This window comes from Arcobacter ellisii (assembly GCF_003544915.1).
In the GTDB taxonomy this organism is placed as follows: domain Bacteria; phylum Campylobacterota; class Campylobacteria; order Campylobacterales; family Arcobacteraceae; genus Aliarcobacter; species Aliarcobacter ellisii.
The window spans coordinates 361,780-385,847 of record NZ_CP032097.1 but is presented as its reverse complement, the minus strand read 5'-3'; the positions used below and the strand labels follow the sequence as shown (position 1 = coordinate 385,847).

Sequence of the window (24,068 nt, the reverse complement as noted above, 5' to 3'; positions counted from 1 at the left end):
ATATGAGTATTATTGAAAAATTAGAAAAAAATGAAAGATTAGAGTATGAAGATGCAATTAAATTATACGATTTAGATTTATTCACTCTAGCAACTTACGCAAATAAAATTAGAATTAATAGACATGGTAAAAAAACATATTTTAATATAAATAGGCATATAAACCCAACAAACATCTGTAAAGATGTCTGTCAATTCTGTGCATATAGTGCAAGTAGAAAAAATCCACATCAATATACAATGAGCCATGAAGAGATTCTTGATATTGTAAAAAACTCTTCAAAAAACAATATAAAAGAGGTTCATATTGTTTCAGCACACAATCCACATACAGGATTACAATGGTATATGGATGTATTTAAAAAAATAAAAGAAAACTTCCCAAATATTCATGTTAAGGCTTTAACAGCTGCAGAAATTCATTTTTTAAGTACAGAATATAAGCTTTCATATGAACAAATCATAAATATGATGATTGAACATGGAATTGACTCAATGCCAGGTGGTGGAGCAGAAATTTTTGATGAAACGGTAAGAAAAAGAATTTGTGGCGGAAAAGTTACATCAGAACAATGGTTAAATATCCACAAACTTTGGCATGAAAAAGGTAGAAAATCTAATGCAACTATGCTTTTTGGTCATGTTGAAGATAGAAATCATAGAATTGACCATATGTTAAGACTTAGAAAATTACAAGATGAAACTGGTGGATTTAATGCTTTTATTCCTTTAGTTTATCAAACTGAAAATAACTACTTAAAAGTAAAAGAAGCATTAACAGGTCAAGAAATTTTAAAAACATATGCAATTGCTAGAATTTTACTTGATAACATTCCAAATATTAAAGCTTATTGGGCAACTTCAACTGTAAAATTAGCATTAATTGCTCAAGAATTTGGAGCAAATGATGTTGATGGAACTATTGAAAAAGAGGCAATTCAAAGTGCTGCTGGAGCTTCTAGTGCAAATGGAATAGCTCAAATGGAGTTTGTTGATTTGATTAAAAATTCTGGATTTATTCCAGTTGAAAGAGACTCAATTTATAATGAACTAAAAACTTGGTAAAAGTTTTTAGTTTTTTAATTGATTAAATTCTAAAGTAAATTCTACTTCTATTCCTGCTTCAGTTTTCATCATAATTATTGGATAACTTATATTTATTGAATACAATTCATTATTTATTGTATCAAGCAAATTAAAAAACTCTTTTGGCTCTTTTACTAAAATATTTACTACATAAGTAAATTTATTTATATTGTTATTTGTATTTGAAGAGAATCTAATAATTGCATTTTCAGGCATTAGAATTTTTAACTGTTCTGTTACTCTTTCTACTGCAATTGTTTCATCTGTTATATACTCTTTTTCAAATTTTTTATAATTTGTATTTATTTCTATACTATCTTTCGCAATAATATCTGTAAAAAAGTCTGTTTTTTTCTCAGGATCAACTAAATTAAATTGTGAAGTTTTATATAAAGTATCAAGTGAAGGTTTTAATAAAACTAAATTTTCCTCTTTTAAAGAAAATACTTTTAATTCCAAATCATTTGCATTTATTTTAATATATTCAATCATTACACCATTTGGAATAGAATTAAATACGGCTTTAATTCTTTGCTCAATTTTATCATTGATACTTACATGATCAGGTAATGATGTTAGATTTTCTTCTACTTTTTCACTTTTTTCTATTTTTTTTGTTGTAAAAAATTTATTAAAATCAATCATTGTATAAATTTTATATCCACCAAATGCTAAAACAGCTATAAGTAAAAATAAATAAAGATATTTAAAATCTCTTTTTTTCTTTTTCTTTCTAGGTTTTGTAAAACTTTTTTTAAGATGTTTATCCCTTGATAATTCAAAAATCTCTTCATCTATATTTATTGGATGATAATCAACTTTTAACATAAACTCTTGAGATAAGTGTTCTATTTCTTCATTTGTTAATTGTTTTAAAACATATAAGATTGTGATTTTTTCAATAAATACACCATTTTTTTTAGCATAAAAATCATTTAATGTATTTTGAATTATTTCATGAAATTCTAAATAATAAATTTCATCAAATAATTTTTGACCTTCTAAATCATTTTCATAAAAATGTGTTTTTTTAACAGATTCAAAAGTTGGTAAATCAACTATTTCATTATAAACTACAATTCCTGCTTGGTTTAATATTAAAATAAATGCTTTGTTATTATATAAAAGTAAAAGAAGTTCATTTCTACAAACATTTTTTTCAATATGTAAACTTAATATATGAAAAGCTGAATAGATATAATCTATTCCTGTTTTTACAAAATAGTTTTTAGTTTCAAAAAGTGTAGTTTTTAATACAGCAATATCATATTCATTATTGAATTTTGCAATTTCACAATCTGTTAATTTTGAAGATAATGATTTTGGAACAAGTTTTGTAGTATCACTAATAAGTAATGTAGAGATATATGTAAAATCTGTTTCTTCTTGTGATGTATTAATTTTTTGTGCAATATCTGGAGGTAAAATATCATTATCAATTAAAAAAACTGAATTATTTGTATCAATTATATCTTCATTATTTAACTTTTTATACTCAAGTTTTAATTGAGTATCGTATTTAATTGCATTGATATATAAAGATTCTTTATTAAACATTTATCCCTACTTACTTGTATTTTAAGGCATTGAGTGTATCAACATTTTTTCTTTGATAAATTCCCTTGCTTGTTCAAATTCCATATTTTTAATATCAAACGGCTCACTAATATAAAAATCTATTCTACCAAAAGGTTTAGGTAAAACAAATTTATCCCATGAGTTAAATTGCCAATATTTTGAAGGAATAGTATTAAAACATACAATTTTAGATTCACTCTTTTGAGCTAAAGCAATTACTCCATCTGCAACTGAGTATCTAGGTCCTCTTGGTCCATCAGGTGTAATAGCTAAATCATTTCCTGATTTTAACTCTTTTATCGCACTAATTAAAACTTTTGCTGCACCTTTTGATGACGAACCACGAACTGCCCCAATTTTAAACATAGAAGCTAAGTTTGTGATGATTTCACCATCTTTGTTGTGGCTTATCATTGCTTTAACTGTTCCATTTTTTCTAAATGCAAAATAATTATATATTTGTGAGATCAAATCTCCATGCCACATACATATAATAATTGGTTTTCCATCATCTTTTGGATGATGATAAACCTTTTTATTTGTTGCATATATTATTTTAACTAAATAGTACAACAAATAAGGAAGTATATTTAATTTAAAATATTTAAACATTAACTTATTATTTCACCCTTTAGAGATGTTCTTGTTGCTTCAGTAATTTTCACATCTACGAATTTACCTAGTAATTCATCACTACCTTTTGTAAACACTTGTAAATAACTATCTGTAAATCCACAAACTTCACCATTTGGTTTTAAACTCTCAACTAATACATTTAAAGTTTTCCCAACATAAGTAGGCATTGTATCTTCAAGATGTCTTTTGTGAAGTTCAATTAATTCAATTAATCTTGCACTTCCGATTTCATCTGGAATCTCTTTGTCAGCCAAATTTAATGCTTCTGTTCCAGGTCTTGGAGAATATTTAAAGTTAAATATTTGATCAAATTTAACTTGATTTACAACATCTAAAGTATCTTCAAAATCTTTTTGTGTTTCTCCTGGAAAGGCAACAATAATATCTGTAGTAATTCTTAAATTTGGAATTAATTCTCTCATTTTAGAAGCTCTATTTAAAAACCACTCTTTTGTATATCCTCTTTTCATAGCTTTTAAAATTTCAGTTGAACCACTTTGTAAAGGCATATGAATACATTTTGAAATTTTTTCATTTCTTGCAAACTCTTCAATAAAATCATCATCCATATGTAAAGGGTGAGGAGAAGTGAATCTAATTCTTTTTAAACCTTCAACTTTTGATACATCTTGTAAAAGTTTTGTAAATGTATATTTTTCTCTGTTATCACTAAATCTTCTACCATAAGAGTTTACATTTTGTCCAAGTAACATAACTTCAACTGCACCTAAAGCAACTGATTTTCGTACCTGTTCAACAATCATTTCAGGTGGAATAGAAATCTCTTCACCTCTTGTACTTGGAACTATACAATAAGTACATTTTTTGTCACAACCAACAGAGATATTTACACTTGCTCTATATTGATTTGTTTTTGCTGTTGAAAATTCGTAAGTTGATTCATCGTTATCAATAGATACTTCAACAGAACCTTTAACATCAACCACATCTTTTATTTTTGAAATATTTCTAGCCCCTACAACAAAATCTACATAAGGTGCTCTTTTTATGATGTCATGCCCTAAGTGAGAAGCTGTGCAACCACAAACACCAATTTTAGCACCCTCTTTTTTCTTTTTATTAAATTGACCAATTTCTGAAAAAAGTTTTTGAACTGGTTTTTCTCTCACTGAACAAGTATTTATGATGATTAAATCTGCATCTTCAATTTTATCAGTTGCAGTATATCCCTTATGTTTTTCTAGTTCTGCTTGGATATGTTGACTATCGGTGTCATTCATTTGACACCCTAATGTTTGTATAAATAATTTTTTGTTTGAACTCATATTTTTTATAACACTATAGATTAAAGTGCATGAACCTCATACATATACTCTTCATCAGCTAAACCATATTTTATCTCTCTAAAATATACATTGTAACCATCTGCTTCTAAAGCATCAACTAAAGACATCATATCTTTGTGAGAATTATCTCTATCAAAATAGAATATTTTTTGACCATCTTTACTTAAATCTTCTTTTATTTTATCTAATTGCACTTTCTTTGGTTTTTCATTTAACTCATTTCTTGCAAATAATAATTCCATTTATTAAGCCTTTTTTCTTTGTTTATTAGTTGTATATTTTATCTCAAAATTACTTTAATTTCTATAAAAGGCTATTTTAGATATACTATTCCTCTATACTACATTGAAAATCATCCTAATCATTTCAATGTCAACAAACAAGAGGTTATTTAATGGATAAAATAATAGATATTTTAGATTCAATCGCATATGAGAAAGGTCTCAAAATTGATGATGTTGAAAATGCACTAAAAGAAGCTTTAATAAAAACTGCGCAAAAAATGGTAGATGCTACTTTAACTTTTGATGCAAATATTGATAGAACTAACAAAAGACTTGAACTATTTCAAAAAATTGAAGTTGTTTCTGAAGATGATGAAAGATTACTTGCTAATGCTGTAAACAAATATGGTGAAGCAATTAATTATGAAAATTTTATCACATTAGAAGAAGCTAAAGAGATTGACCCAGATTTAGAAATTGGCGATTTTATGAACTATGATTTAGAGTTCGAAAATATGGGAAGAAATGCTGCAACTATCTTGCATAGTAATTTTGAATTTAGACTTCAAAGATTTATTGAAGAAAATATCGTTAGTAAATATAAAGATAAAATTGGAAAAACAATTTCTGGAACTGTAACTAGAGTTGATAAACAAGATAATACTTTTATTGAAATTGGTGAAGTTAAAGGAATTTTACAAAGAAAAAGTAGAATAAAAGGTGAAACTTTTAAAGTTGGAGATACTGTTAAAGCAGTTGTAAAAGGTGTTAATATCGATAAATCAAATGGTTTGCTTATTGATATTTCAAGAACAAGTCCAAAATTTTTAGAAAATCTTTTAACTTTAGAAGTACCTGAACTAAAAGACAAAAAAGTAATTATTGAATCAAGTGCAAGAATTCCTGGAACTAGATCTAAAATTGCACTTTCTACAATCGACCCACAAATTGACCCAATTGGTGCTGTTGTTGGAGTAAAAGGTGTTAGAATTGGTTCTGTTTCTAAACAACTTCATGGAGAAAATATTGATTGTGTTGAATTTTCATCAATCCCTGAAATGTTTATTTCAAGAGCTTTATCACCTGCAATTGTACATAGTGTAAAAATTGAAAAAGCTCCATCTCATGGAGAAAAAGGAAAAGCTGTTGTTACAATTCCAAGTGATCAAAAATCAAAAGCAATTGGAAAAGCAGGTTTAAATATTAGATTGGCATCAATGTTGACAAAATATGATATTGAATTAGTTGAAATTACTTCAACAAACACAAACTCAACTAATAATGAAACACAAAATGGTTCAACAACAGAAGAAAAAACAACAGATACTGCATCATTAGAAGCATTATTTAAGTAAAAAAAGATGAATAAACTACATATTTTTGATTCAGTAAAAAAAGAAAAAGTAGAATTTAACCCTATTGTTGAAGGTAAGGTTAAAATCTACGTATGTGGACCAACTGTTTATGATGATTCACATTTAGGTCATGCAAGAAGTGCAATTGCCTTTGATTTACTTCATAGAGTTTTAAAAGCAAATGATTATGAAGTAATCATGACAAAAAATTTTACAGATATTGATGATAAAATCATCAAAAAAATGTATGAATCAAATAAATCTTTAGAAGAGATTACCAATCAATATATAAATGCTTATAAAGCTGATATGAAAGCTTTAAATATCTTAGATAATACAATCGAACCAAAAGCTACTGAAAATCTTGAAATTATGAAAGAGATGATTTCAAATCTAATTTCAAAAGATGTAGCGTATAAAACAAGTGATAGCGTATATTTTGATACTTCAAAAGATAATTTGTATGGAACTCTCTCTCATAAAATCAATGATGAAAACTCACAAGCAAGAGTTGAAGAAAATATTGAAAAAAGAAATCCTGCTGATTTTGCATTGTGGAAATTTGAAAAGACAAACGATGTAAGTTTTGATGCTCCTTTTGGAAAAGGTCGTCCAGGTTGGCATATTGAGTGTAGTGCTATGATTGAAAAACATTTAGCATATAAAGATTCACCTTTTCAAATCGATATTCATGCAGGAGGCGCAGATTTACTTTTTCCACACCATGAAAATGAAGCTGCACAAACAAGATGTTCTTCAGGACAAAACCTAGCTAAATATTGGATGCATAATGGTTTTGTAAATATAAATGGTGAAAAAATGTCTAAATCTTTAGGTAACTCCTTTTTCCTAAAAGATGTTTTAAAATCATATAGTGGAGAAGTTATTAGATTTTATTTAATGTCAACTCACTATCGTGCAAATTTAGGATTTAATGAAGAAGATTTAATTGCTTCTAAAAAAAGACTTGATAAGCTTTATAGAGTTAAAAAAAGAGTTTATGGCACTGAAAGTTCAACTATAAATGAAAACTTCAAAGAAGAGATTTTAAATGCTTTAAATGATGATATAAATACTTCAATAGCACTTTCAATTATTGATGAAATGATAAATTCTGCAAATGATAAATTAGATGCAAATCCAAAAGATAAAAATCTAAAAAAAGAGTTAATATCAAATATAAATTTCATTGAAGAAGTTTTAGGTGTTGGAGGAAACGATGCTTATGCTTATTTTCAATTTGGAATTGATGAATCAACAAAACAAAAAATTGAAGATTTAATTAATCAAAGAAACGAAGCTAAAAAAATCAAAGATTTTGAAACAGCTGATAAAATAAGAGATGAATTAACTTCTATGGAAATATCTTTAATGGATACACCAAATGGAACGGTTTGGGAAAAATTATAAATTTTCCTCATTCTGTTTTAATAATTTTGGCATCATTTCACCTATTTCTTTAAAATCATAATCAAAACTTTTTACTACAATAGCATATAAACTATGTTGATTATATTTTTCATGCCACTTTTCTTCTTTTTTTTCATACAAATTATAGTATTCAAAACGTAATCGTAAAGCTGTTTTTAGTCTTTTATCCATTTTTCTCTTTATATAAATAAAAAAAGGGAAGAAGTAAAAACTTCTTCCCTTTTAAATTACTAAAAATAATTCTTAGTAGAATGATCTTGCATAAGCAGAATCTGTAATGTTTTTAGTATCAACAATATATGGTACTAAAGCCATGTGTCTTGCTCTTTTGATTGCTTTTTCAACCATTTCTTGAGCATTTTTAGAGTTACCTGTAAGTCTTCTAGGCATAATTTTACCTCTTTCACTCATAGATAATTTTAATAAATCTGTATTTTTATAATCAATGAAATCAACTTTCATTTCAGTATATTTACAATATTTTTTTCCGTATTTTCTTCTTTCAGCCATTTGATTTTCCTTTTCTAAAACGGTATTTCGTCTTCGTCTATATCAATTTCAGGTATTCTTTGTTCAATCTTTGGTTTAGCAGATTGACCCATACCACCATAGCTATCATAAGAAGGCTCATCATATTGAACATTAGCTGGTTGATTATAACTTCCTTGCGGACTATAACCTTGGTTATCCCCAGCCATTTCAGGAGCACCTTTTGAATCTAACATTTTCATCGCATCAACTCTTAAAGAGTGTCTACTTCTTGTTGATCCATCTTGTGCAGTCCATTGTTCAAAAACAAGTCTTCCTTCTAATAAAACTTTAGAACCCTTTTTTAAGTATTGATTAGCAACTTCAGCAGATCTTCCAAAAATATTAAAATCTAAAAAACAAACTTCATCTTTTTGTTCTCCAGTTGAAGATTTGTATTTATAAGATGTTGCAATTGCAGATTTAGCTATTGCAGAACCAGAAGGTAAATATCTTAATTCAATATCTCTTGTTAAATTTCCTACCATTATTACTTTATTATACATGTAAGGTTCCTAATTATATTTATTTAGCAGCTTTTTTAGCAGCCTCATCACTCATTTTTGTCCAAGAAACAATCTCTTTTTTGCTCTCGTATTTAATGAAGATAAATCTAATAACATTTTCGTTATTTCTATAATTTCTTTCAATTTCTGCAATTCCAGATGGATTACCTTTGAAGTAAATTACATAGTAATAACCTCTTTTACATTTTTCGATTTCGTAAGCTAATTCTCTGATTCCTACGTTCTCAACTGCTGCAATTTCTGCACCATTTTTTTCAAGAATTGCTTTAATTCCATCGATTTGAGCTACAGTTTCTTCTTCAGTTAATGTAGGTTTTAAGATAAACATTGTTTCATAATGTTTGATTTTTGACATTAATTCTCCTTATAGATTGTGCCGGTATTCTTTACATTTCCTAATATCAGCAAGGATTTCTTTTTTTGTAAAGTTTGTGATTTTATCTAAATAAAACTGTAAACTTTCTTAGAGCAGCCTGAAGATATAAACTTTGGTCATCTATTTTTGAAGATTTAAAATCTAATTCAATATTTAATAAATACTCTAAAATTTTTTGGAAAACTTCTGGTTTAATATTTATTGCAAGTTTTGATTTTTTTTCCCAAATATTTTTTGGAGGAATAAATCCTAAAATCTCTTTTGGATTTGGTTGACCTAATGTTCTTGCATATGAACTTATCATAAATAGTTGTTGTACAAATGATGTTACTTGATTTAGTAAAAAAATCTCATTCATTCCTTCTTCTAAAATCAAAGCTAAATCATCACTAATATCTTTTCCACTTAATAAATCATGTAAAAAATCTTCAAAATTAACTGTTCCTATTCCAAAGCAGTAAGTATCAATAACATTTATTGTGATAAGTTCATTTAATATTGCTAATTTTTTTAAATCATTTACACTTAATGCCAAATCATTTTTATGCATAAAATAAAGATGATTTAATGCACTAACTTCATATTGCATTTGAAGCATTTTTGCTTCGTATTCTAAAAATTTTGTAGCTTCTAAATCCGTTGGTTGAAAAAATCTAACACAAACAGAATTAGTATTTAAAGAAAAACTACTCTCCATAGTTTTAAAATCACTATCTCCCATACATGCAATTATTAATGTACTATCTGGATTTGTATTACAAGCTTCAATTAAAGCATCTAACTCTTTTTTAGGTATTTTTTTTTCTATTTTTATTAACAATATATTATTTGAAGAAAAAAGAGAAGATTGAAGTAATTTATCTTTAGCATATTTAAAATCATAATCATCAAAATAGAGTTTTTCAATCTCATCATTTTGACCAAACATTTGAGCAATTGCTAAAGAATATTGTTCAATCAAAAAAGTTGATTGTCCATAAAACATATATGCTTTAAATTTTTTATTTTGTTTTAAATAGTTATCAAATTCATTTTTATACATATTAAAATAATATCCTAAGTTTTCTTTCAATATAATTTTTTTATTTCACAAAGGGGTTTAACATGTATAGAATTGCTCTTCCTATTTTAGGTTTCGAAAATTTTGAAAATGTAAAAATTGAAAAAATTGACGATTTCTTTTCTTTTTTAGTTTTTGATGAAAAAACTAAAATTATGGTTGTGAATATTAATGTTTTAGATAAAGTTTCATTTGATTTTACAATTGATCAAAATACTTTAGATAAGTTAAAAATAAAATCAAAAGATGATTTTTCTACATATTTTACAGTAGTTTCTCAAAATCCTATTGAATTTTCAATTGTAAATCTTATTTCACCTATATTTATAAATGAAAAAGAAAAAATAGTTGGTCAATATATAATTACTGAAAAAGTTGAACCTTTCTTTGCTTCAATAGATAAGTGTTCTACACTATAGTAGCAACAATTATCTTTGTAGCAATATCGGCAGATTTTATTTTCACTTTCATTTTTGAAAATAATTTCTGTCCCTTATAATTTTCTAAAATCACTTTCATTCCAATAATTTTTTCATAACAAACTGCTTTTGCCTTTTCTGTATCAACAACTTTTACTTTAATATCTTCACCAATATGTGATAATGCCCATCTTGCATATTTTCTATCTTCAAAATCCCAAACTAACTGGTCTACTTTTCTTTCATTTAAAGAGATATGTTCACAAATATCATCAATATTTTTTGGTGTTTGTTTTGTTTTTAGAATTCTATGTAATACTAAATCAGAATATCTTCTAATTGGACTTGTAAAATGAGAATATGAAGAAAAACCTAAACCAAAATGCCCTAAATTTTTTGAACTATATTTAGCTTGAGTTTGAGCTTGAATAATTAGTTCATCAATTTCTGCACTCATCATAGAAGTTTTTGCTTTTTCTTGAATATGTGTAATTGTTTCATGAACATCACTTTGAAGTTTTACATTTACACCTAAAATATTTACATCGTCTACAAGTTTCGATATTGCTTTAAATGGTGGTTCTTCATGAATCCTATAAATTCCAACATTGTTTACTTTTTTACTAGCTTCAATGTTCGCCATTAACATACACTCTTCAACTAATTGATGAGAGGCTGTTGAAGTTTCAACATCAATTGATTCTAAATTATCATTTTTTAATTTTAATCTATTTTCAGTAGTTCTAAAATCGTAACCTTTTTCAAGTCTTTTTTTTCTAAACTTTTTAGTGATTTTATATAAAGGTATCAAATAATCAAATATCTCTTTTTCAATTTTTGAATATTGATCAAGATGTCCTTCTATAACCCTATCAATTCTTCCATAAGAGAAGTTTTTATGAGAATTTATAATTGCTTCAAAAAGTTCAGCTTTTTTCACACTAAAATTTTCCAAATCTAAATACATTTTAAAAACATAAGAATATCTATCAACTCCTTCTTTAAGTGAACACATCTCTTCACTTAAAATTGGAGGAAGCATTGGTAAAACTTTTGTAGGAAGATAAATAGAGGTAGATTTTTTAAATGCTAAAATATCAAGTTCACTACCCTCTTTTACAAAATAAGAAACATCTGCAATTGCTACATATAAAATATTTTCTTTTTTATCAAAATAAATTGCATCATCATGGTCTTTTGCACTATTTGGGTCAATTGTACAAAAAGGTAATTCTCTTAAATCAACTCTCTCTTTTTTATCATCCATTAAAGCTTTTACATCTAAATGTTTTTCTAATCTATAAAGTTCTTCGTATAAATATAAAGAGATGAATTCATCAATTTTTGCATCACTTAAATTTCCAACATTTTTAATCAAATCAAACGATTTATTATCAACTATTAAAACATCTAATTCTTTATATTTTAAAGCATTTTTATTATCAAGTCTAATATTCTCTTTTAATGTAAAAAAGGCCTTATCTTTTACATAAACTAAAAGTTCAGCTTTTTTACTTTCAAGTATTTTTACTATTTTTGCTTTTGTTTTACTTCTTGGATTAAAGACTCTTTTTGCAATTACTAAATCACCATTGTAAGCGCCATTTAAATCTTCTAATTCAATTTTTATATTTTTTAATTCACTTACTAAATCTTCTAAAATTACAAAATTTTTTCCGATATTTACAATGGCTACTTTATATTTAGAGTTTAATTCAAAATTGCCATTTTGATTTTTTATTATAATTTCATCTTTTAAAAACTTCTCTATTTCTACTAACTCTTCATTTGAATAATCTTTACATTCTGTTTGAATTTTTGTAAATAGTTCTTTTAGCAAAATAAATCCTTTTTAAATAATCATATAATAGTACCTAAACTATCTCTACACTTGCCTTTAATTTTCAAGTTATCTAATATTTAGATAGTTTTTTGTATAATCAGCGAAAATTTTTTTAATTAGAGGAAAGAGTAATGGCATTAAACGTTTACTATGATAAAGATTGTAATATCGAGTTAATTAAATCTAAAAAAGTTGCAATGATTGGATTTGGTTCTCAAGGACACGCTCACGCTGAAAACTTAAGAGATTCAGGTGTTGAAGTTATCGTTGGATTAAGAAAAGATGGTTCATCTTGGAAAAAAGCTGAAGCTAAAGGTTTCAAAGTTTTAACAGTTGCAGAGGCTACTGCTGAATGTGACGTAATTATGATTTTATTACCAGATGAAAATCAAGCTGATATCTATAAAAATGAAATCGCTCCAAACTTAAAAGATGGTGCAACTGTTGCATTTGGACATGGATTTAATATTCATTATGGAAGAATTGTTCCAGCTAAAAACATCAATGTAATGATGGTTGCTCCAAAAGCTCCAGGTCACACTGTAAGATCTGAGTTTACAAAAGGTGGAGGAATTCCTGACCTAATTGCAATTCACCAAGATGCAACTGGAAACACTAAAGAATTAGCATTATCTTATGCTTCAGCTATTGGTGGAGGAAGAACTGGAATTATTGAAACTACTTTCAAAGATGAAACAGAAACTGACCTTTTTGGTGAGCAAGCTGTATTATGTGGAGGAGCAACTGCATTAGTTCAAGCTGGATTTGAAACTTTAACTGAAGCTGGTTATGATCCAATGATGGCATACTTTGAGTGTTTACATGAGTTAAAATTAATCGTTGACTTAATGTACGAAGGTGGAATCGCTGATATGAGATATTCTATTTCTAATACTGCTGAATATGGTGATTATATAGCTGGTAAAAGAGTTATCAATGATGAATCTAAAGCTGCTATGAGAGAATTATTAAAAGAGATTCAAGATGGTAGATTTGCAAAAGATTTCATCTTAGAAGGTCAAGCTGGATACCCAAGAATGAATGCAGAAAGAAGAAACTCTAAAGCTTCTTTAATTGAGCAAACAGGTGCACAATTAAGATCTATGATGCCTTGGATTGCTGCTAAAAAAATCGTTAACCAAGAAACTAACTAAAAATTATTTTAAGGAAGATTTTTCTTCCTTAAATGAAACTACCTAATGAATCAGAAAAAAAACAAATCAAAAAAAAGACGTATCAAAGCAACTTTACGTTCAAAGAAAAAATTAATACAAGTTTTTCTTTTAATCTTGCTATTCACATCACTAATATCTATTAGTAGCTATTTCTTATTTAATTCAGATAAATCTGAACCAATTGAAAAAACACCAGTTTTAACACAAAAAGATGAAGTCCAAAAGGAAAATAAAACTTTTGATGAAGTAAAACTTTTCGACGAAAAAAAACCTGAACAAACTTTTGATGAAATAATTCCAAAATATGATACATATGACAAATTTGAAGAATACACTCAAGCATTAGAAAAAGATTTTTTAGAAAAAACTTTAGAAGATGAACAACAAATAAATGAAAAAATTGTAAAAAAAATTGAAGAAATAAAAGAAGATAAGAAAAAAATTAAAGAAGAAAAAGCAAAAGAAGAGAAAAAAGAGATTGAAAAACAACCAAGTAAAATTGATGAAAAATCAATTATTACTAAAAAAGATACTTTTGTTTATGATAAAAAAAATAAACCAAAACTTGCAATTATTATTGATGATGTAAGTACAAGTGCCGAAAAAGAAAAAATATTAAATATTGGTTATCCAATTACAATGGCCTTTTTACCACCAACATCAAGTCATAAAGATTCTGCAAAAATTGCACAAAATCTCTCTTTTTATATGATACATTTCCCTATGCAAGCTTCAAGTGCTTTTAAAAGCCCAGAAGTTGATACATTAAAAATTACAGATTCTTATGAGAAAATAGAGAATAGAGTTAAACAATTAAGAGCTTGGTATCCAAACGCAATTTATACAAATAATCATACAGGTTCAGTATTTACAGAAAATGAAGAAGCTATGGACAAATTATTTAAAGCACTGAAAAAATATAATTTTATTTTTGTAGATAGTAGAACAAGTTCAAAATCTGTTGCAAAACAATTTGCAAATAAATACAATATGCCTTATATTGTAAGAAATACTTTTATTGATAATGATAGAAATTTTTCTGCCATTCAAAATCAATTAAAAAAAGCTGTTGAAATTGCAAAAAAACAAGGATATGCGATAGCAATTGGTCATCCTCATGATATTACTTTAAAAGTTTTAAAAGAGTCTAAACACTTACTAAAAGATGTTGAACCTATATTTGTAAACAAGCTTCCTTATTTATAAAAAAACAGTTATAATAATTTTATTTATTATAACTGGATTACTATGATTAAAAAAATTGAATTCAAAATTGAAGAGTTATCTTCAATGAAGAAATACCCAAATGAAATTTTTTATATTGGAAATACAGAACTTTTAAAAAGAAAAAAAATCTCTATAATAGGCACAAGAAGACCAAATTCTTATACAAAAGAGTTCACTTATAAATTATCTTCAAAACTCTCTTTAAATGATATTTGTATTGTAAGTGGAGCAGCTATGGGAGTTGACTCAATTGCTCACCAAGGAGCAAAATCAAATAACACTATTGCAGTTGTTGCAAATGGTTTAGATATTAGATATCCAAGTGTAAATAAAAATCTAATTATTGATATTGAAAAAAATGGTCTGATGCTATCAACTTACAAAGAGAAAGAAAAGGCAAAAAACTATACTTTTATTTTAAGAAATGAATTGGTTGTAGCTTTGGGAGATATTTTAATTGTAACAGAAGCTGATATAAATTCTGGAAGTTTAAGCTCAATTGATTTTGCTTTAAAAATGAAAAAAGAGATTTATACAATTCCTCATAGATTAAATGAGAGTTTAGGAACTCAAGAATTAGTAAAAAGAAATTTAATAAAAGTTATATACGATATTGATGAGTTTGTAGAAAAAATTACAAATAAAAAATTATCTAAAACTGATGATGAAATTCTACTTTTTTGTAAAACTAATCCAACTTATGAAAGTGCTATTTCAAAATTTCCAAATGAAATTTTAGAATATGAACTCGATGGGAAAATAAATATAAAAAATGGAAAAATATTTTTAAATTAAGAGATATTTTTATTTGCTGTTTTTAATAAAATAAAATACCCCATAAGTGCAGAGACTAAAGAACCCAATAAAATCGCTAATTTATCAGTATAAAAAAAGATATTTGAATCTTCATATGCCAATGAATTTATAAATAGACTCATTGTAAATCCAACTCCTGTTAAGATTGCAACTCCATAAAATTGTCTCCAATTAACACCAACTGGTAATTTTATTAGACCTAATTTTACTGTTATAAAAACAAATAAAAATACACCTATTTGTTTACCTAAAAAAAGTCCAAAAAATATTCCTAAAAATACACTATTATCAATTTGAGATAATGATATATTTCTCAAATCTATTCCTGCATTTACAAATGCAAATAGGGGTAAAATAAAAAATGCTACCCAACTATGAATATAATGTTCTAAAGTTCTAACAGGAGAGATATGTCTTCTTTTTTCATTTATTAAACTTATTGGAATTGTAAAAGCAAGAATAATTCCCGTTAATGTTGCATGAACACCTGTTTTTAAAACACAAATCCATAATAAAACTCCAACAAAAATATAAAGACTTAAATATGAAATTTTTAAACGATTAAATAATATTAAAATTCCAATACAAAGAGTTGCCAATAAAAAAGAATTTATTGATAATTGTGCTGTATAAAAAAATGCAATTATTAAAATTGCACCTACATCATCAAAAATAGCTAATGCCATCAAAAATATTTTAAGTGAAGTTGGAACTCTTTTGCCAAGAAGTGACAATATTCCTAAAGCAAAGGCAATATCAGTTGCAGTTGGAATCGCCCAACCACGAAGTGCAAAATTATCATTTATATTAAAAAAGAAAAAAATCAATGCAGGAACTGCCATTCCACCAATTGCACCAATTAAAGGTAAAGTTATATTAGAAAAATTTGATAAATGACCTAAAATCAACTCTCTTTTTATTTCTAATCCTATCATTAAAAAGAAAATTGCCATAAGTCCATCATTAACCCAAAGTATTAAAGGTTTTGATATTTCAAGAATAGTTCCAACTTTTAATTCAATTTTAGTATGCAAAAAGTCAGTGTAAAAAGGCGATAAAAAACTATTACTAAATAATAAAGCTATTAAAGTAACAAATATTAAGATTATTCCAGAAGATGATTCATTTTCTAAAAACTTTCTCACTAATACTTTCATAAAAAATCCTTTATGAATATATTTTAGTAAAGAAAGCTTTAGTTATTGTTAAATTTATTTATATCTTAGTTGGTAAGTAATATCACCAGCACCAACACCTAAAAAAATTCCTTCATCATATGATTTAATAATTTTTTCATCTTTGATAAGTTCAATTTTTCCATTTGTTGTGATAATTTTATCAGCAAAAATTGGATTATATTGTGCAAACTCTTTTTGGAAATCTATATCAATTTTTTTCTCACCAGGAATTGTCCAAATTGGTAAAATAATTAATTCATCACATCTTCTAAAACACTTTTTAAAACCTTCAAGATTATCACTTGTTCTTGAATATTTATGTGGTTGCCAAAGAACTATTCTTTTATTTAGATTTGTAAGATTATCATATAACTCAATTGATTTCATAGTTGCTTCAATTTCTGTTGGATGATGTGCATAATCATCAATCACAACAAATTTTTCATTTGCTTGAACAATATCAAATCTCTTTTTAATACCTTTGTAGTTTAAAAGATTTTTTCTAATAGTTTCAATATCAAGCTCATTTAAAGCTGCTAATATTGCTAAAGAAGCATTTGTTGCCATATGAAAACCAAATCCCCAAACCTCAAATGTTCCTAAATCTTTTAAATCAAATTTTGTACAAGGTTGATTGTTTTTTAGTGTATAACAAAGATTTTTTATATCTTTTGATGGATAAAGATAAACTGCATTTTCAATTTTTAGTTTAGCAATATCTTTATCTTCTGCATTTACAACTCTTTTTTTTGCAAGACTCAAAAACTTCTCATAAGATTCATAAAATTTATCATAATCATAATGATAATATTCCATATGTTCAGGCTCAGCGTTTGTAACTATTGCACAATAAGGATTTGAAAGCAAAAAAGAGGCATCTGATTCATCTGCTTCAAAAGCAACTAAATCATTTACATATCTAAAATTTGAACCAAAATCTTTAGAAATTGCACCAATTAAAGCAGAACTTCCTAAAATCGAAGCTAACATTGCCGTTGTTGTTGATTTTCCATGAGCTCCTGCAACACAATAGTTTTTCTTATCACCTAAAATAATTGGTAAGGCTTCTTTTCTTGAAAGTGTTCTAATTTGTTTAAGTCTTGCTTCAATTAATTCTGGATTTTCATCAGTAACTGCAGCTGAGTATATAACTAAATCTAAATCATCTTTTATATTTGAAGCGTCTTGTGGACAAAAAACTTTGATTCCTTCTTCTTCTAAAGCTTTCGTTATTGGAGAACTTTTCATATCAGAACCACAAACTTCATGTCCATCAAAATTTAAAAATCTAGCTAAGGCAGAAAGACCAATTCCACCAATTCCAATAAAATGTACTTTCAATTAATTTCCTAATAAATGTTTTAAATTTTTATACTCTTTTTCTAAAATATCTCTATTTTCATCTAAAAACTCTTGATTATCAAATCTAAATTTTATTATAAAATATCCATATTTTTCATCATCAATATCTGCTTCTAAATCAACTTTTGTATCATAGAAATCATCTAATTGAATATCTGATACTAAAAAAACTATCAAGATATTTAAAGCTTTTTCAAGCACTTCATCTTCGATAATATTTGCAATTACAAAAAATAACTCTTTTGCACCTTTAAAATTTTCATTTGACCATTTTTCTATAGCATGTTCATATAAAGCTCTTACATAAAGAAGATTATCCCCTTCAAGTTTTAATTTTTCATGTTTTGTTAAAATTTTTTCAACATTTGAAAATGATGTTTTTAAAATCTGTTCATAAAGCTTATTTATATCTTCTTCATCAAGCCCTAAAACTAACATAGAATCTAATGTTTCATACATCAACCCTATATCTTGGGCTTTCATAGAATTAACTCTTGTCTCTTCTAAATATTTCAAAAAGTCAGGATTTGTTCTTGCTTGAAATAATGCTTCTTTATCCATCTATAAAATCCTTTAATCTTTTTAAACTCTCTCTTGTTTTTTCTTCATTTTCTACAAGAGCAATTCTCACATATCCTTTTCCTAAACCATTTCTTCCTAAAAAACTTCCTGGTAGTACTTTGATATTCTTTTCTTTATATAAATTTTTTGTAAATTCAATTTCATCATCTACTTTTAACCAAATATAAAAAGTTGATTCAGGAATTGTTATTCCTAAAAGTTCATGTGCAATTTCAAAATTCTTTTTATAAATTTTTCTAAATTCCATTACATGTTCTTGGTCATTCCAAGCAACAGCTGCTGCTTCTTGAAGTGGAACTGGACTTGCGCATCCAACATAAGTTCTATATTGTAAATACTCTTTTAAAATTTTTGCATCACCTGCTATAAATCCACTTCTTAATCCTGGTGCTGAACTTCTTTTTGAGATAGAATTCATTACTAAAACATTTTTAAAATCTGTATTTCCAACAAAAATTGATGCTTCTAAAAGTGAGGCTGGTTTATTTTCCTCATCAAAATAGATTTCACTATAACACTCATCATTTACAAGTATAAAATCAAATTCTAAAGCTTTTTTAACCCATAAACCTAACTCTTCTTTACTCATTGAAGCTGAAGTTGGATTATTTGGGAAATTTAAAATTACTAAATCACATCTTTTTAACTCTTCATCACTAAGTATTGCTTTAAAATGGTTTTCTTTAGTTAAATCTATGTGAATTACTTCTGCCCTACTTGCAATCGCTGCACCTTCATAAATTTGATAAAAAGGATTTGTAAATGCCATAACTGGATTTTTTTTATCAAATAAAGCAAATTGAGGAAAGTTAAATAAAACTTCTCTTGTTCCAAATGTTGGAACAATCTGGTTCATTTCTAAAGAAACATTAAATCTATTTTGTACAAAATTAATCATAGATTCTCTTAAAAATGGTTCACCTATTGTTGAGGGATATTTTCTCAAACTTGAACTTGTCTCTTTTAATTTTTCTTGTATAAAATGTGGTGTTTCAAATTTTGGCTCACCTATTGTTAAAACAGATAATTCATAATTATCATTAGGAAGTATATCTGTTAATAACTCATTCAATTTTTCAAAGGGATATTTTTCAAAATTCATAATATTTATTTCCTTGTTTATTCTTCTGATATTGGGATTAATAGTTGATTAAATTTATTCATATCAAATGCTATAAAATCGCTATTTGTGTAAAAAAACTTAAATGAAAATCTTTTTTTAAACATATCTTGTTTTAAAGGTAAAATTTGTAACATATTTCTTTGTTTTTTTAGCTCTCTTATTGGATTTTCTCCACTTGTAACTACTTCTAGTTTTTCATTAAATATTTTGGCAAGATTTTCAAAGTGATCAATTAAAGTTGATTTTCCTTCTTTTTCACCAATTGGGTCTAAATCAAATATTTTTGTTTTAATTTTTAATTGACTTGAAATATCAAAAACAATTGGAGATATTTGCTCATAAGAATTAGTGTCATTTAAAATAATTACTGTTCTTTTTACAGATTTTAACTTCTCTTTTCCAAACTTAAATACAGGGATTTTAAGCTCCATTACACTTTTAACTCTATCTTTGTCTTTAAACATTTCATGGGTTAAAATAATCATACCAATATTATATTTTCTATAATCTTCTTTGATAATTTTTGTAAAACCTTTATTCGCATAATCTATTTGTAAAATAATTGTTGGGAAATGTTTTAACTCATTTTTGATTAAATTCATAATTTCAACAGTTGTAGGTCTTGTAACTCTAACTATCAATAAATTATTTTTTAATTTTTGGTTTAAATATTTTGTTTCATCTAAAGCTTTTTTTACACTATTTTCATCTTCTAGATATAAGTCTAAATATAGATAAATATTACTTCCAAATGGCATTGGAAATTGCCCTTGTGTTTTTCCAATTACATTGTAAACTTGCATTAAAACATCAGGTTTTCCAATAACTAAAATCACATCATTTGGTTTTAGAACTAAAGATGGTTTTATATTTATCATTTTTTGATTTCTATAAAGTCCAAAAATTCTCCACTCTTTTTGCTCAATTGAACCAATATATCTATAAGCATAAGAACTTCCAAAAGGAATTCTTATCTCCATAATTTCACCCTGTTTTAATCCAATATTTTGAGCAAGAACTGGAACATTTGGAAGTTTTTCAACCATTCCATTTGCTAAAACTTCTATTCCTCTATAAATATTAACTAAAGGGTCATTTACTTTAATTCCCCAATAATCCAATACTGTCATTTGAAGATTTTTTGTATGTTCTCTTATATTTTTGATTACATTTAACATCTCATCTTTTGAGTTAAGTGCGATTAAAACTTCTGTATGAATATTTTTATCTAAAACCATTGAAAGTTTTGATTTTGAAGTTGGATCGAACTTATAAAATGTAAAGTTTGAAGGCTTTTGTACTGGTAAAATTGCATCACTCATGTATATTACATCATAACTGTTATCGCCTGTATTTGCTTCAACAATTCTTTGCATTAACTTCTTAGCAACAATACCATCTAATATAATTAATATTTTTTTCATGGCTAAAATTATATCCTAAAAAAATTAATTGTAGATTTGAATTACTAGATATAAATCTAACTTTAGATACAATAATGATTATCTAAAAAAAGGTTTTTAAAATTTATGGAATTTAAAATAGACGCAACTTCAAATGGTGCTAGAGCTTGTACAATAAAAACTGCTCATAGCACTATTTTAACTCCTGTTTTTATGCCTGTTGGTACACAAGGAACAGTAAAAGCTCTTGATGCAAATGATATGCTAGAACTTGGAGCAAAAATTATACTTGGAAATACTTATCACTTATATTTAAGACCAGGAAGTAAATTAGTTAAAAAATTTGGTGGACTTCACGGTTTTTCAAAATTCCCAAACTCATTTTTAACAGATTCAGGTGGTTTTCAAGCATTTTCTTTAAGTGACAATAGTAAACCTGATGAAAATGGAATTATGTTCAAATCTCATATTGATGGCAGTCGTCACTACTTTACACCGCAAAGTGTTTTAGATACTCAATATGATTTAGGGTCTGATATTATGATGATTTTAGATGATTTAGTAGCTCTTCCAAATACAAAAGAGAGAATTCAAAAATCAATTGAAAGAACTACAAAATGGGCTAAAGAAGCTATTGAATACCATATGGAACAAAAGTCTAAAGGTATTGGAGTAAATCAAAATATCTTTGCAATTATTCAAGGTGGAACTGATAAAGAGTTTAGAAAAATGAGTGCAGAACAACTTTGTAGTTTAACAGATTTTGATGGTTTTGCAATTGGTGGATTAAGTGTTGGTGAACCAAATGCTGATATGTACGAAACTGTTGAGTGGACTACACAATTTATGCCAAAAGATAAACCTAGATATCTTATGGGTGTTGGAACTCCAGAAGATTTAATAGAAAATATCGAACGTGGTGTTGATATGTTTGATTGTGTAATGCCTACAAGAAATGCAAGAAATGGAACTTTATTTACAACTTTTGGAAGATTAAATATCAAAAAAGCTGAATTTAAAGAAGATGTTAATCCAATTGATAACGCATGTGAATGTTACACTTGTAAAAATTTTAGTAGAGCTTATCTAAATCATCTATTTAGAGCTGCTGAAATAACATATTTTAGACTTGCTTCAATTCATAATATTCATTACTATTTACAATTAATGAGAGAATCAAGAGAAGCAATTTTAGCAAACAATTGGACTGAATTTAAAAAAGAGTTTTACGCTAAAAGAAGCAAATAAACTCTTTTTAGCTAAAATTAAAAATATTAAAAAATAAGGAAAAAACAACAATGACTGTTGATGATAAATTAATTGCAAAATTAGAAAAGTTATCAAGTTTACAAGTTGATGATTCAAGAAAAGAGAAATTAAAATCAGAATTAGCTGATATTATTAACTTCGTTGAAAACTTAAATGATATAGATGTAAGTCATATAGAAGCAACATTTACAACTATTGAGGGCGGAACACCTTTAAGAGAAGATGTATCAGTTCAAAACTTAGAATTATCTAATCAAATTTTAAAAAATGCTCCAAAATCTGAAGATGGATACTTTATAGTTCCAAAAATTATTGAGTAAAAAATGATAACTGTTTATGGTATAAAAACTTGTGGAAGTGTTAGAAGCGCTTTGAAATTTTTCAAAGATAATAACATAGAAGTTGAATTCTTTGATTTCAAAAAAGAGACTCCAAGTGCAGATAAAATCAAAACTTGGACTACAAAAGCTGATATAAATATCCTTTTTAACAACAAAGGTACAAAATATAAAACATTAAATCTAAAAGAGTTAAATCTTGATGATAATGGAAAATATGAATGGCTTTGTAAAGAACCATTACTTTTCAAAAGACCAGTTATTGAATTTGATGATAAATTAGTTGTAGCTTGGGATGAAGAGCTTTATAAAAAAACTTTTTTATAATAGAGTAGAAAATTTTCTACTCTAAAACTTATAACCTACATTAAAATAGTGTGCATATCCAGAAGTTTTTGTCTCTTTATTATTTAAAACTTCACCATCTTTCCATTGTGTCATATCTTTATAAACTTTTAAACCATATCCAGCTGTCCATTTTTTATCGTGTACCCAAAGTCCTAAATATGATTGTAATGAATCACTTGTTCTGTATTGTCTTTCAAAACTATTATTATCTAAATCACTTCCAAACTCATAATCTAAATAACCTTGAAAAGATAAAAATCTTGAATCCGTAAAATTATATAAAGGTTTAAACCAATTTATATGTGCAACATATCCATCAAAACTATTTTCATTACTTGCACCATAATTTTCTTCTACATATCTAGTATAAAAATTCACACCACTTTTTCCAAGCCAAGGAATGTCTATATCACTTCCTAAACCCATCCAAACTATCTTTAAACCATTTCCATTTGGCTCATCTGCATAATAGATATCAAAAGCTATAAATAACTCTTGTAAAGCACCATAAGATAAATCAGTATTCGTTAAATAGTCTATTGAAATTCTAGGTTCTATATCAACAAAAAAGTTGTTTTGTCCATGTTTATCACTTGTTGAACTATTTAAAGCATCTATAAAATCTATATATCCATATAAATCTAACCATTCATATCTTCCACCAAACTCAAACTCAACATAATTATCATCAAATGCAAAAGGACCAGCTTTTTGGTTTTCACCATGATATAGATGTAAAGTTTCCCAATGTGAATTAGTAATTGAATCAATATTTTTCGCAGAAATATTGATAACTAAAACAACAAATAGAAAAAATATTTTTAAAATAAGAGACTTCATAATTTTCCTTGTTTTTTAAATCAAAAAAAAAAGAGAAA

Annotated in this window: 26 protein-coding genes; 10 read left to right on the top strand and 16 right to left on the bottom strand. The window is 26.5% G+C overall.

Annotated elements, in window-relative coordinates:
* The first annotated feature begins 2 nt into the window (after positions 1-2).
* Positions 3-1,064: an aminofutalosine synthase MqnE gene (mqnE, locus tag AELL_RS01995; protein ID WP_118916334.1), complete on the top strand. Its 1,062-nt coding sequence runs from the start codon at positions 3-5 to the stop codon at positions 1,062-1,064.
* A gap of 6 nt (positions 1,065-1,070) precedes the next feature.
* On the opposite strand, the gene AELL_RS01990 is transcribed toward mqnE, so the two are convergent.
* From AELL_RS01990 to AELL_RS01975, 4 genes are read right to left on the bottom strand one after another with little or no spacing between them, the layout of a single operon-like run.
* On the bottom strand, positions 1,071-2,642 hold the full coding sequence (locus AELL_RS01990) for a hypothetical protein (RefSeq protein ID WP_118916333.1): 1,572 nt from the start codon (positions 2,640-2,642) through the stop codon (positions 1,071-1,073).
* Between the two features lie 21 nt (positions 2,643-2,663).
* On the bottom strand, positions 2,664-3,275 hold the full coding sequence (locus tag AELL_RS01985; protein ID WP_118916332.1) for a lysophospholipid acyltransferase family protein: 612 nt from the start codon (positions 3,273-3,275) through the stop codon (positions 2,664-2,666).
* Positions 3,275-4,585 (bottom strand): tRNA (N6-isopentenyl adenosine(37)-C2)-methylthiotransferase MiaB, encoded by a 1,311-nt coding sequence (gene miaB, locus AELL_RS01980; protein WP_118916331.1) that lies wholly within the window; start codon positions 4,583-4,585, stop codon positions 3,275-3,277. The genes AELL_RS01985 and miaB overlap by 1 nt, the downstream gene beginning before the upstream one ends.
* A 20-nt stretch (positions 4,586-4,605) precedes the next feature.
* Complete coding sequence (locus AELL_RS01975; protein ID WP_118916330.1) at positions 4,606-4,848, bottom strand: HP0268 family nuclease; 243 nt, start codon at positions 4,846-4,848, stop codon at positions 4,606-4,608.
* Positions 4,849-5,000: 152 nt separating this feature from the next.
* On the opposite strand from AELL_RS01975, the gene nusA reads away from it, so the two are divergent.
* Both nusA and cysS read left to right on the top strand, forming a co-directional pair.
* Positions 5,001-6,185, top strand: a complete 1,185-nt coding sequence (gene nusA / locus AELL_RS01970) for a transcription termination factor NusA (protein ID WP_118916329.1) — start codon at positions 5,001-5,003, stop codon at positions 6,183-6,185.
* Positions 6,186-6,191: 6 nt separating this feature from the next.
* Positions 6,192-7,595 carry a cysteine--tRNA ligase gene (gene cysS, locus AELL_RS01965; protein ID WP_118916328.1) on the top strand — a complete coding sequence of 468 codons (1,404 nt, stop codon included), beginning with the start codon at positions 6,192-6,194 and terminating at the stop codon, positions 7,593-7,595.
* Here the strand turns inward: cysS and AELL_RS01960 are convergent.
* From AELL_RS01960 to holA, 5 genes are all read right to left on the bottom strand, one after another.
* Positions 7,590-7,787, bottom strand: coding sequence for a hypothetical protein (locus AELL_RS01960; protein ID WP_118916327.1), 198 nt, complete (start codon positions 7,785-7,787; stop codon positions 7,590-7,592). The two genes, cysS and AELL_RS01960, sit on opposite strands and share 6 nt — an antisense overlap.
* 72 nt (positions 7,788-7,859) lie before the next feature.
* Positions 7,860-8,126: a 30S ribosomal protein S18 gene (gene rpsR / locus AELL_RS01955; protein WP_014473094.1), complete on the bottom strand. Its 267-nt coding sequence runs from the start codon at positions 8,124-8,126 to the stop codon at positions 7,860-7,862.
* Between the two features lie 14 nt (positions 8,127-8,140).
* Positions 8,141-8,650 (bottom strand): single-stranded DNA-binding protein, encoded by a 510-nt coding sequence (locus tag AELL_RS01950; RefSeq protein WP_118916326.1) that lies wholly within the window; start codon positions 8,648-8,650, stop codon positions 8,141-8,143.
* Positions 8,651-8,669: 19 nt separating this feature from the next.
* Positions 8,670-9,026: a 30S ribosomal protein S6 gene (gene rpsF / locus AELL_RS01945; protein ID WP_118916325.1), complete on the bottom strand. Its 357-nt coding sequence runs from the start codon at positions 9,024-9,026 to the stop codon at positions 8,670-8,672.
* 82 nt (positions 9,027-9,108) lie between these two features.
* The gene (gene holA / locus AELL_RS01940; protein WP_118916324.1) at positions 9,109-10,089 is read right to left on the bottom strand and encodes a DNA polymerase III subunit delta; all 981 of its coding nucleotides are present in this window, start codon (positions 10,087-10,089) and stop codon (positions 9,109-9,111) included.
* A gap of 62 nt (positions 10,090-10,151) precedes the next feature.
* Between holA and fliW the strand changes: the two genes are divergently transcribed.
* Positions 10,152-10,526, top strand: a complete 375-nt coding sequence (gene fliW / locus AELL_RS01935; RefSeq protein WP_118916323.1) for a flagellar assembly protein FliW — start codon at positions 10,152-10,154, stop codon at positions 10,524-10,526.
* Here the strand turns inward: fliW and AELL_RS01930 are convergent.
* Positions 10,516-12,366, bottom strand: a complete 1,851-nt coding sequence (locus tag AELL_RS01930; RefSeq protein WP_118916322.1) for an RNB domain-containing ribonuclease — start codon at positions 12,364-12,366, stop codon at positions 10,516-10,518. The genes fliW and AELL_RS01930 overlap by 11 nt on opposite strands.
* 134 nt (positions 12,367-12,500) lie before the next feature.
* On the opposite strand from AELL_RS01930, the gene ilvC reads away from it, so the two are divergent.
* Genes ilvC through AELL_RS01915 form a run of 3 tightly spaced genes read left to right on the top strand, consistent with a single transcriptional unit; the run spans position 12,501 to position 15,566 of the window.
* A complete protein-coding gene (gene ilvC / locus AELL_RS01925) occupies positions 12,501-13,523 on the top strand; it encodes a ketol-acid reductoisomerase (RefSeq protein WP_118916321.1) in 1,023 nt (340 codons plus the stop codon).
* 45 nt (positions 13,524-13,568) lie between these two features.
* On the top strand, positions 13,569-14,750 hold the full coding sequence (locus tag AELL_RS01920) for a divergent polysaccharide deacetylase family protein (protein ID WP_118916320.1): 1,182 nt from the start codon (positions 13,569-13,571) through the stop codon (positions 14,748-14,750).
* A 42-nt stretch (positions 14,751-14,792) separates the two neighbouring features.
* A complete protein-coding gene (locus AELL_RS01915; RefSeq protein WP_118916319.1) occupies positions 14,793-15,566 on the top strand; it encodes a DNA-processing protein DprA in 774 nt (257 codons plus the stop codon).
* On the opposite strand, the gene nhaA is transcribed toward AELL_RS01915, so the two are convergent.
* From nhaA to AELL_RS01890, 5 genes are read right to left on the bottom strand one after another with little or no spacing between them, the layout of a single operon-like run.
* Positions 15,563-16,744 carry a Na+/H+ antiporter NhaA gene (gene nhaA, locus AELL_RS01910; RefSeq protein ID WP_118916318.1) on the bottom strand — a complete coding sequence of 394 codons (1,182 nt, stop codon included), beginning with the start codon at positions 16,742-16,744 and terminating at the stop codon, positions 15,563-15,565. The genes AELL_RS01915 and nhaA overlap by 4 nt on opposite strands.
* A gap of 54 nt (positions 16,745-16,798) precedes the next feature.
* Positions 16,799-18,106 carry a UDP-N-acetylmuramate--L-alanine ligase gene (gene murC / locus AELL_RS01905; protein ID WP_118916317.1) on the bottom strand — a complete coding sequence of 436 codons (1,308 nt, stop codon included), beginning with the start codon at positions 18,104-18,106 and terminating at the stop codon, positions 16,799-16,801.
* Positions 18,107-18,688, bottom strand: a complete 582-nt coding sequence (locus AELL_RS01900) for a hypothetical protein (RefSeq protein ID WP_118916316.1) — start codon at positions 18,686-18,688, stop codon at positions 18,107-18,109.
* Positions 18,681-19,811, bottom strand: a complete 1,131-nt coding sequence (locus AELL_RS01895; RefSeq protein WP_118916315.1) for a succinyldiaminopimelate transaminase — start codon at positions 19,809-19,811, stop codon at positions 18,681-18,683. The genes AELL_RS01900 and AELL_RS01895 overlap by 8 nt, the downstream gene beginning before the upstream one ends.
* A gap of 17 nt (positions 19,812-19,828) precedes the next feature.
* Positions 19,829-21,256, bottom strand: a complete 1,428-nt coding sequence (locus tag AELL_RS01890) for a COG3400 family protein (protein ID WP_118916314.1) — start codon at positions 21,254-21,256, stop codon at positions 19,829-19,831.
* A 105-nt stretch (positions 21,257-21,361) separates the two neighbouring features.
* Here AELL_RS01890 and tgt point away from each other — a divergent pair, with 105 nt between their 5' ends.
* From tgt to AELL_RS01875, 3 genes are read left to right on the top strand one after another with little or no spacing between them, the layout of a single operon-like run.
* Positions 21,362-22,483, top strand: coding sequence for a tRNA guanosine(34) transglycosylase Tgt (gene tgt / locus AELL_RS01885; RefSeq protein ID WP_118916313.1), 1,122 nt, complete (start codon positions 21,362-21,364; stop codon positions 22,481-22,483).
* 50 nt (positions 22,484-22,533) lie between these two features.
* Complete coding sequence (gatC, locus tag AELL_RS01880) at positions 22,534-22,824, top strand: Asp-tRNA(Asn)/Glu-tRNA(Gln) amidotransferase subunit GatC (RefSeq protein WP_014473079.1); 291 nt, start codon at positions 22,534-22,536, stop codon at positions 22,822-22,824.
* A 3-nt stretch (positions 22,825-22,827) separates the two neighbouring features.
* Positions 22,828-23,169 (top strand): arsenate reductase family protein, encoded by a 342-nt coding sequence (locus tag AELL_RS01875; protein ID WP_118916312.1) that lies wholly within the window; start codon positions 22,828-22,830, stop codon positions 23,167-23,169.
* Positions 23,170-23,190: 21 nt separating this feature from the next.
* Here AELL_RS01875 and AELL_RS01870 read toward each other — a convergent pair whose 3' ends face one another.
* Positions 23,191-24,030: a nucleoside-specific channel-forming Tsx family protein gene (locus tag AELL_RS01870; protein ID WP_118916311.1), complete on the bottom strand. Its 840-nt coding sequence runs from the start codon at positions 24,028-24,030 to the stop codon at positions 23,191-23,193.
* Positions 24,031-24,068 lie beyond the last annotated feature (38 nt).

Coding starts and splice junctions, on each gene's coding strand:
- AELL_RS01975 (WP_118916330.1), bottom strand. CDS start 4,848: ATGGAATTATTATTTGCAAGAAATGAGTTAAATGAAAAACCAAAGAAA.
- fliW (WP_118916323.1), top strand. CDS start 10,152: ATGTATAGAATTGCTCTTCCTATTTTAGGTTTCGAAAATTTTGAAAAT.
- AELL_RS01985 (WP_118916332.1), bottom strand. CDS start 3,275: ATGTTTAAATATTTTAAATTAAATATACTTCCTTATTTGTTGTACTAT.
- nusA (WP_118916329.1), top strand. CDS start 5,001: ATGGATAAAATAATAGATATTTTAGATTCAATCGCATATGAGAAAGGT.
- AELL_RS01890 (WP_118916314.1), bottom strand. CDS start 21,256: ATGAAAAAAATATTAATTATATTAGATGGTATTGTTGCTAAGAAGTTA.
- miaB (WP_118916331.1), bottom strand. CDS start 4,585: ATGAGTTCAAACAAAAAATTATTTATACAAACATTAGGGTGTCAAATG.
- AELL_RS01875 (WP_118916312.1), top strand. CDS start 22,828: ATGATAACTGTTTATGGTATAAAAACTTGTGGAAGTGTTAGAAGCGCT.
- AELL_RS01950 (WP_118916326.1), bottom strand. CDS start 8,650: ATGTATAATAAAGTAATAATGGTAGGAAATTTAACAAGAGATATTGAA.
- nhaA (WP_118916318.1), bottom strand. CDS start 16,744: ATGAAAGTATTAGTGAGAAAGTTTTTAGAAAATGAATCATCTTCTGGA.
- rpsR (WP_014473094.1), bottom strand. CDS start 8,126: ATGGCTGAAAGAAGAAAATACGGAAAAAAATATTGTAAATATACTGAA.
- AELL_RS01920 (WP_118916320.1), top strand. CDS start 13,569: ATGAATCAGAAAAAAAACAAATCAAAAAAAAGACGTATCAAAGCAACT.
- cysS (WP_118916328.1), top strand. CDS start 6,192: ATGAATAAACTACATATTTTTGATTCAGTAAAAAAAGAAAAAGTAGAA.
- AELL_RS01895 (WP_118916315.1), bottom strand. CDS start 19,811: ATGAATTTTGAAAAATATCCCTTTGAAAAATTGAATGAGTTATTAACA.
- AELL_RS01900 (WP_118916316.1), bottom strand. CDS start 18,688: ATGGATAAAGAAGCATTATTTCAAGCAAGAACAAATCCTGACTTTTTG.
- tgt (WP_118916313.1), top strand. CDS start 21,362: ATGGAATTTAAAATAGACGCAACTTCAAATGGTGCTAGAGCTTGTACA.
- holA (WP_118916324.1), bottom strand. CDS start 10,089: ATGTATAAAAATGAATTTGATAACTATTTAAAACAAAATAAAAAATTT.
- ilvC (WP_118916321.1), top strand. CDS start 12,501: ATGGCATTAAACGTTTACTATGATAAAGATTGTAATATCGAGTTAATT.
- rpsF (WP_118916325.1), bottom strand. CDS start 9,026: ATGTCAAAAATCAAACATTATGAAACAATGTTTATCTTAAAACCTACA.
- AELL_RS01915 (WP_118916319.1), top strand. CDS start 14,793: ATGATTAAAAAAATTGAATTCAAAATTGAAGAGTTATCTTCAATGAAG.
- AELL_RS01870 (WP_118916311.1), bottom strand. CDS start 24,030: ATGAAGTCTCTTATTTTAAAAATATTTTTTCTATTTGTTGTTTTAGTT.
- mqnE (WP_118916334.1), top strand. CDS start 3: ATGAGTATTATTGAAAAATTAGAAAAAAATGAAAGATTAGAGTATGAA.
- gatC (WP_014473079.1), top strand. CDS start 22,534: ATGACTGTTGATGATAAATTAATTGCAAAATTAGAAAAGTTATCAAGT.
- AELL_RS01960 (WP_118916327.1), bottom strand. CDS start 7,787: ATGGATAAAAGACTAAAAACAGCTTTACGATTACGTTTTGAATACTAT.
- AELL_RS01990 (WP_118916333.1), bottom strand. CDS start 2,642: ATGTTTAATAAAGAATCTTTATATATCAATGCAATTAAATACGATACT.